The 5,404-nt window shown below is 55.3% G+C and carries 4 protein-coding genes; 1 reads left to right on the plus strand and 3 read right to left on the minus strand.

Going from position 1 to position 5,404, the window contains the following annotated elements:
* A partial coding sequence (gene ileS / locus RMSM_RS04600) for an isoleucine--tRNA ligase (protein ID WP_081614005.1) occupies window positions 1-2,742 on the minus strand: 2,742 nt, incomplete at its 3' end.
* Window positions 2,743-3,380: 638 nt separating this feature from the next.
* A complete protein-coding gene (locus RMSM_RS36410) occupies window positions 3,381-3,905 on the minus strand; it encodes a hypothetical protein (RefSeq protein WP_008692271.1) in 525 nt (174 codons plus the stop codon).
* Between the two features lie 535 nt (window positions 3,906-4,440).
* Here RMSM_RS36410 and RMSM_RS04610 point away from each other — a divergent pair.
* The gene (locus RMSM_RS04610) at window positions 4,441-5,160 is read left to right on the plus strand and encodes a penicillin-binding protein activator LpoB (protein WP_063870188.1); all 720 of its coding nucleotides are present in this window, start codon (window positions 4,441-4,443) and stop codon (window positions 5,158-5,160) included.
* Window positions 5,161-5,204: 44 nt separating this feature from the next.
* On the opposite strand, the gene RMSM_RS42345 is transcribed toward RMSM_RS04610, so the two are convergent.
* Window positions 5,205-5,404, minus strand: a 200-nt coding sequence (locus RMSM_RS42345) for a hypothetical protein (protein WP_236622004.1), incomplete at its 5' end; no start/stop codon positions are given.

The following is a 5,404-nucleotide window of genomic DNA, read 5'->3' on the forward strand; positions in this document are numbered from 1 at the left end:
CGCGGCGCGACCGAGCGAAGCGATTTCTCGCAGCAGTTTCATGCTGGTCGACAGTTTCGCGTCAATGCGTTTGTCATCCGCGACCGGGTAATCACACAGGTGGACACTTTTTCGCACGCGATTGCCAAACGGTTCGGCCAAGCTTTGCCAAAGTGTTTCGGACAAGAACGGTACAAACGGAGCGACGATCTTGGTGATTTGCAGCAGCGATTCGTACAGAGTCCAGTACGCATCGTGCTTGTCTTGCGAGTCCTTGTCGCTGGCCCAGAATCGGTCGCGACTACGGCGAACGTACCAGTTGCTCAATCCATCGACAAACGACGTGATCGCTTGACAAGCATTGTAGTTATCAAGCACATCCATGCGGTCGACCACGATTTCGTTCGTGCGATTCAGTTCGGACATGATCCAGCGATCAATTTCACTTCGCTCGTTGATGTCGCGGTACGTCGGCGCCGACGCCAGGCTGGCCGACGTCAATTGATCGTCCGCGTCGGTTGCCGTGGTGGGATCAAATCCATCGATTTCGGCGTAGATGCTGAAGAAGCTAAACACGTTCCACAGTCGCAGCAAGAATTCGGGGATCGAATCCTTGATCGATTGTTCACGATAGCGGATGGCGGTCCATGGCGGTTGCCCGGCAAAGAAGAACCAACGCAGTGCGTCGGCGCCATACTTGTCAAAAATCTCGTTGGGCTCGCGATAGTTCCGTAAGCTCTTGCTCATCTTGTTGCCGTCTTCGCCCAGCATCAGCCCCAGTACGATGCAGTTGCGATACGGATGCGGATACTCTTGGCCGGCCAACGGGTCCGAAAAGGTGTCGGACACTTTTTTCGCTTCCGCGTCGTCCTCTCGCTCGCTGATCGCAGCGCCTTCGCCAAACAGCATCGTGCTGATCGCCAATTGGCTGTAGAACCAACCACGAGTCTGGTCGAGGGCTTCGGAGATGAAATCGGCCGGGAATTGATCTTGGAACGATTCGTTGTTTTGGTGTGGCCAACCCCATTGGGCGAACGGCATCGCACCGCTGTCGTACCAACAATCGATCACCTCGGTGACTCGTTGCATCCGAGCCCCTTCGGCGAACGGCGAATCGTAGGTAACCGAGTCGATGTACGGCTTGTGGACTCGCAGATCATCGGCTAATTCGGGATTGGCCGCCTTGGCTTGTTCCCAAACCTCGGTTCCTTGCAGCCCCGGTTTTGCCAGGATTTCGTCGTAGCTGGCGACCGCTTCCATCTGTCCGGTTTCTTGGCAAACCCAGATCGGCAGTGGCGTGCCCCAGAAACGTTCTCGCGACAAAGCCCAGTCGACGTTGGATTCCAAAAAGTTGCCGAACCGTCCGTTTTGGATGTGTTCAGGTTGCCAACCGATTTGCGAATTGTTTTTCAGCATCAGGTCGCGGAACTTCGTCGTTCGCACGAACCAGCTGCGGCGTGGGTATTGGATCAGCGGATCTTCGCTCGCTCGCCAGCAGAACGGATAATCATGAAGGTATTGTTCCAATAGCAACAACTTACCCGCTTCGCGTAGCATTCGCGAAATTGGTTTGTCGGCATCCTTGACCCAAGTGCCTTTCATGTCCACAAAGTCGTCGGTGAACTTGCCGTCGGGACCGACAGCGCACAACAGCTCAGGCCGATCGGTTTCGACGAATCGTGCTTGCTCTTGCGTCAGAACTTCGTAGTCGACTTCGCCGAACGCCGGAGCTTGGTGAACGATACCGCTACCGGATTCGGTGGTCACGAAATCGGCCGCAACCACACGCCACATCAAGGCTTCGGATTCACCACTGGTGAGAGTGCCGGTCGCATCGCCGAGCGTTTTGTAATAGTTGTCAAACGGCGGAACGTAACGCTGGTCGACCAACGATTTGCCCGAGATCGTTTCCAGGACGGGAAGTTCGCGTTTCAGTTTTCCGGCGATCGTTTCAACTAGATCGGCAGCGATCACCAACTCCTGACCGGTTTCATCGTCGCGGACGACGGCATAGTCCAATTCGGTGTGGACCGCCGCGTACATATTGCTAGGCAGCGTCCACGGGGTCGTCGTCCAAACGACGAGCGAGCGTTTTGGATTGTCGACCAACGGGAACAATACATACACGCTGGGGTCGGCGACTTCGCGATAGCCTTGCCCGACTTCGCCCGAGGACAGCGCCGTGCCGCCTTGGGCCCACCACCACACGATCTTGTGTCCTTGGTACAACAGCCCGCGTTCGAACAGCGTTTTCAGACTCCACCAAACACTTTCGATGTAGCTTTGGTGGTAGGTGACGTAGGCCTTTTCCAGGTCGACCCAGAATCCGAGTCGGCGGGTCAGGTCTTGCCACTGCTGCATGTAGCGAAATACGCTCTGTTGGCATTTTTGGATGAAGGGTTCGACGCCGAACGCTTCGATCTCTTCCTTGCTGTGGATGCCGAGTTCCTTGCCCACCTCGACTTCAACCGGCAAACCGTGCGTGTCCCAGCCCGCTTTACGTTCGCAGCGATAGCCTCGCATCGTCTTGTAGCGAGGGAAAACGTCCTTGATCGAGCGAGTCAGGCAGTGGCCTGGGTGTGGCAGCCCGTTGGCCGTCGGAGGGCCTTCGTAGAAGACAAACGAATGGGCATCGGCACGCTGAGCCAACGATTTCTTGTAGATGTCGTGATCGTCCCAAAACTGCAAAACGTCGAGTTCAAGTTTTGGGAAATTGGGGCTGCTCGGTGGAGCGCGGAAAGGACTCACGGAAGCGGGCATCATCAATCGCTTTTAGACGCTAGGGCAAAGGTGTTCGGGGGTACGGCCTGTTTCAGATTTGGGCCGGACAACAACTAATCGGAAACCATATCCGATTTTTAGACACCTTTGCAGGACCTGTGTTCATAGAGAGGTCGCGTTTTCGACCCGCAGTAGAGCAAGCCAAGCAGCGTTTTTCGGCGTTTTTCAGCAATGCGACCGGGCGGCTTGCGGTGGGCTGTTGATAGTTAGGCGTTGACGAGATTTTTGTTGCGTGGGTTTGATTCCTTAGTCGCGAAGCGATGGCAGGCTATAGCCTGGGACGCAAGTCCCAGGAAAATGGAGCAAAAGCGCCGTGAGTCACGAAGTGACGGCAGGAGTTTTGCGGCATCACGCGGAAGTTATGCAACGAATTCATGCCGTCGCTTCGAGACTTTCGATCCCTACATGCCTATCACCCCCGGACTCGCGTCCGGGGCTAAAACCTGCCACCGCTTCGCGGTTCAGGCAGAAGAGCTGCGAAACTGAAAATCGCGACAAAACCAACAATTTTGCAGTCCGGGCGTTTACCCATGCGGCTTGCATATCGAGCGCAAAAGCCATCCAGCGACCCGCAGCGCGAACTGTTTTTACCCTAAAACCAGCGTGGATCGGCCTTGGATCTAGTCGTTTAGGTCTTCGTCGACGTCATCAAAATCGTCGAAATCTTCCAATTCGTCGTCGTCGCTGCCGTCGCCGCTACTGAGCCCAAACTCGGCACTGATTTCGTCTTCGATCTCAATCTCGTAGTCGTCTTCGAGTTCTTCTTCGAAATCGTCGTCAAAATCGTCGTCAAAATCGTCTTCGTCGATATCGTCGAATTCATCGACCTCGTCGTCTTCGTCCAGCCCATCGTTGAAGCCGTCGTCGCCCGTGCCGCCTCCTTCGGAATCGTCATCCGAGCCAAATCCCGAGTCCTCGTCACCATCGTCGTCGTCATCGTCGAGCAAGTCGTCATCATCGATCGACGTTGGCGATGGCAGAACCGTCCCCCCCGTCCATGCCGTCATGGTCGGTGGCGTCATTTGTCCCGAAAACGTGCCGCCTAAATGATCGCCCTCTCGCGAAATTGTTCGCGGGGAAATGGTCGATGACGCGGACGAGGGATCCAATTCGGATTGTTCGGAAGCGGTAGAAGCGATGGACATAAGTGATGAAAGGTCTCAGAAAATTCTTGTAGAAAGCCAGTTCGATAGCAAATTCTGGCGTGGATCGCCGTCAAGCGTAGCTACGCAAAGGACGGAGATGATTCACATGGGGTAGTCTGCGGTGCTTTGGGGGGCCAGGAAGACCTGCGTGAGTTTCTCGATCCAGCACAATTTGTCAACGCAGTCCTACCGGAACATCCGATTCAATCGGATCAGGTGGCAATCACTACCCGAATGGTCGAGTCCTCGCCAAGGGCAGTGCTATAGCCGACGTGAACCACATTTTGATACCTCACATCAAACCGACAAGGCGACTGGCAACATTCGAGCGAGGAATTCTTGCAGAAATTTTGATTTCACATGTTTTTCCCGTGTTTGAGCCAGCGTCGACGTCAATCCAACCTCACACAAAACACTCTTGATGGCGTCGCCAGAAGAAACACCGCGCTCGATGAACCAGTTTGTCGAGGGCGAGAAATCGCGGATGCTGCGTCGGAATCATCAATCGTGGCGGATTTAAATGGATGGAAATCCTATGAGAAACTTTGCTGTCGTATCGCTCCCATTGCTCGCAATCGGTTGTATCAGCGTTGTCGTGGGTTGCGCAGGCCGACAATACGGACACATTTTGGCGGCAAACGACAAGGATCTTGTCGGCAGTCACGCCGCAGGTGCCGCCACCTGGAACCCCTTGGTCGATGAATCGGTCGCCAAGTTGTTGGGGCGATGTCCTCCAGCGGTCCAGACCGTCTCGTTTGAATCCGCAAACGCAATGCAAATGGACGGGCAAATCGGATCCGCCCTGGCCTCCGGTCCCGCCACCGTTTGCTTTATCGGGATCGAGAACAAAAGTGCCGAAGAAATGGTCGATTTCAAAGATCAGCTGTACGAGCGGATCGATTCGCAAATCAATTCGGCGGAAACCTTTCGCTGTATCAGCCGGCGAATGGTCGACGCGGCCTTGGTCGAAACACGGCTCCGTCCCGACGCTCTGTTTCTGCCCGAAAACCGAGCCCAATTCGCTGCGGCGCTTGGACGCCAAGGGGCACCGGTTGATTACTTGCTGTATGCCACCATCACAAGCGGCACGACCGACCGCAACAAGACCACCCAGCGTGACTATTTGTTGACACTCGAAATGGTCAATCTGCACTCCGGTGACTTTTTGAAAGAGTCGGCGACGATTCGCAAAGGCTATTCGAAAACACGTGCCGGCAAGTGGTGGAACTTCGGTCTCGGTCAAGGCGATGGTTGATTCGATTTGTCAACGATTCAAACGCAACGGTGAGCCGTCGGCCGTCAGGCATCGGGTAGCGACCGATGCCGATACCCGGCCGCTGACGAGAACGTCCGGCTTAGGCCAGAGGCCGATACATCCTCGGCCGTGGCCGTAAGGCCACGGGATGTAGCGAATGAGCTGCAAAGGCCGGAGGCCGACACAATGACGGTGTAAATGTGTCGGCCTCCGGTCTTGGATTCGCTGCATTCCAAACCGGTGA

This window comes from Rhodopirellula maiorica SM1 (genome assembly GCF_000346295.1).
GTDB classification, from domain to species: domain Bacteria; phylum Planctomycetota; class Planctomycetia; order Pirellulales; family Pirellulaceae; genus Novipirellula; species Novipirellula maiorica.

Coding starts and splice junctions, on each gene's coding strand:
- RMSM_RS36410 (WP_008692271.1), bottom strand. CDS start 3,905: ATGTCCATCGCTTCTACCGCTTCCGAACAATCCGAATTGGATCCCTCG.
- RMSM_RS04610 (WP_063870188.1), top strand. CDS start 4,441: ATGAGAAACTTTGCTGTCGTATCGCTCCCATTGCTCGCAATCGGTTGT.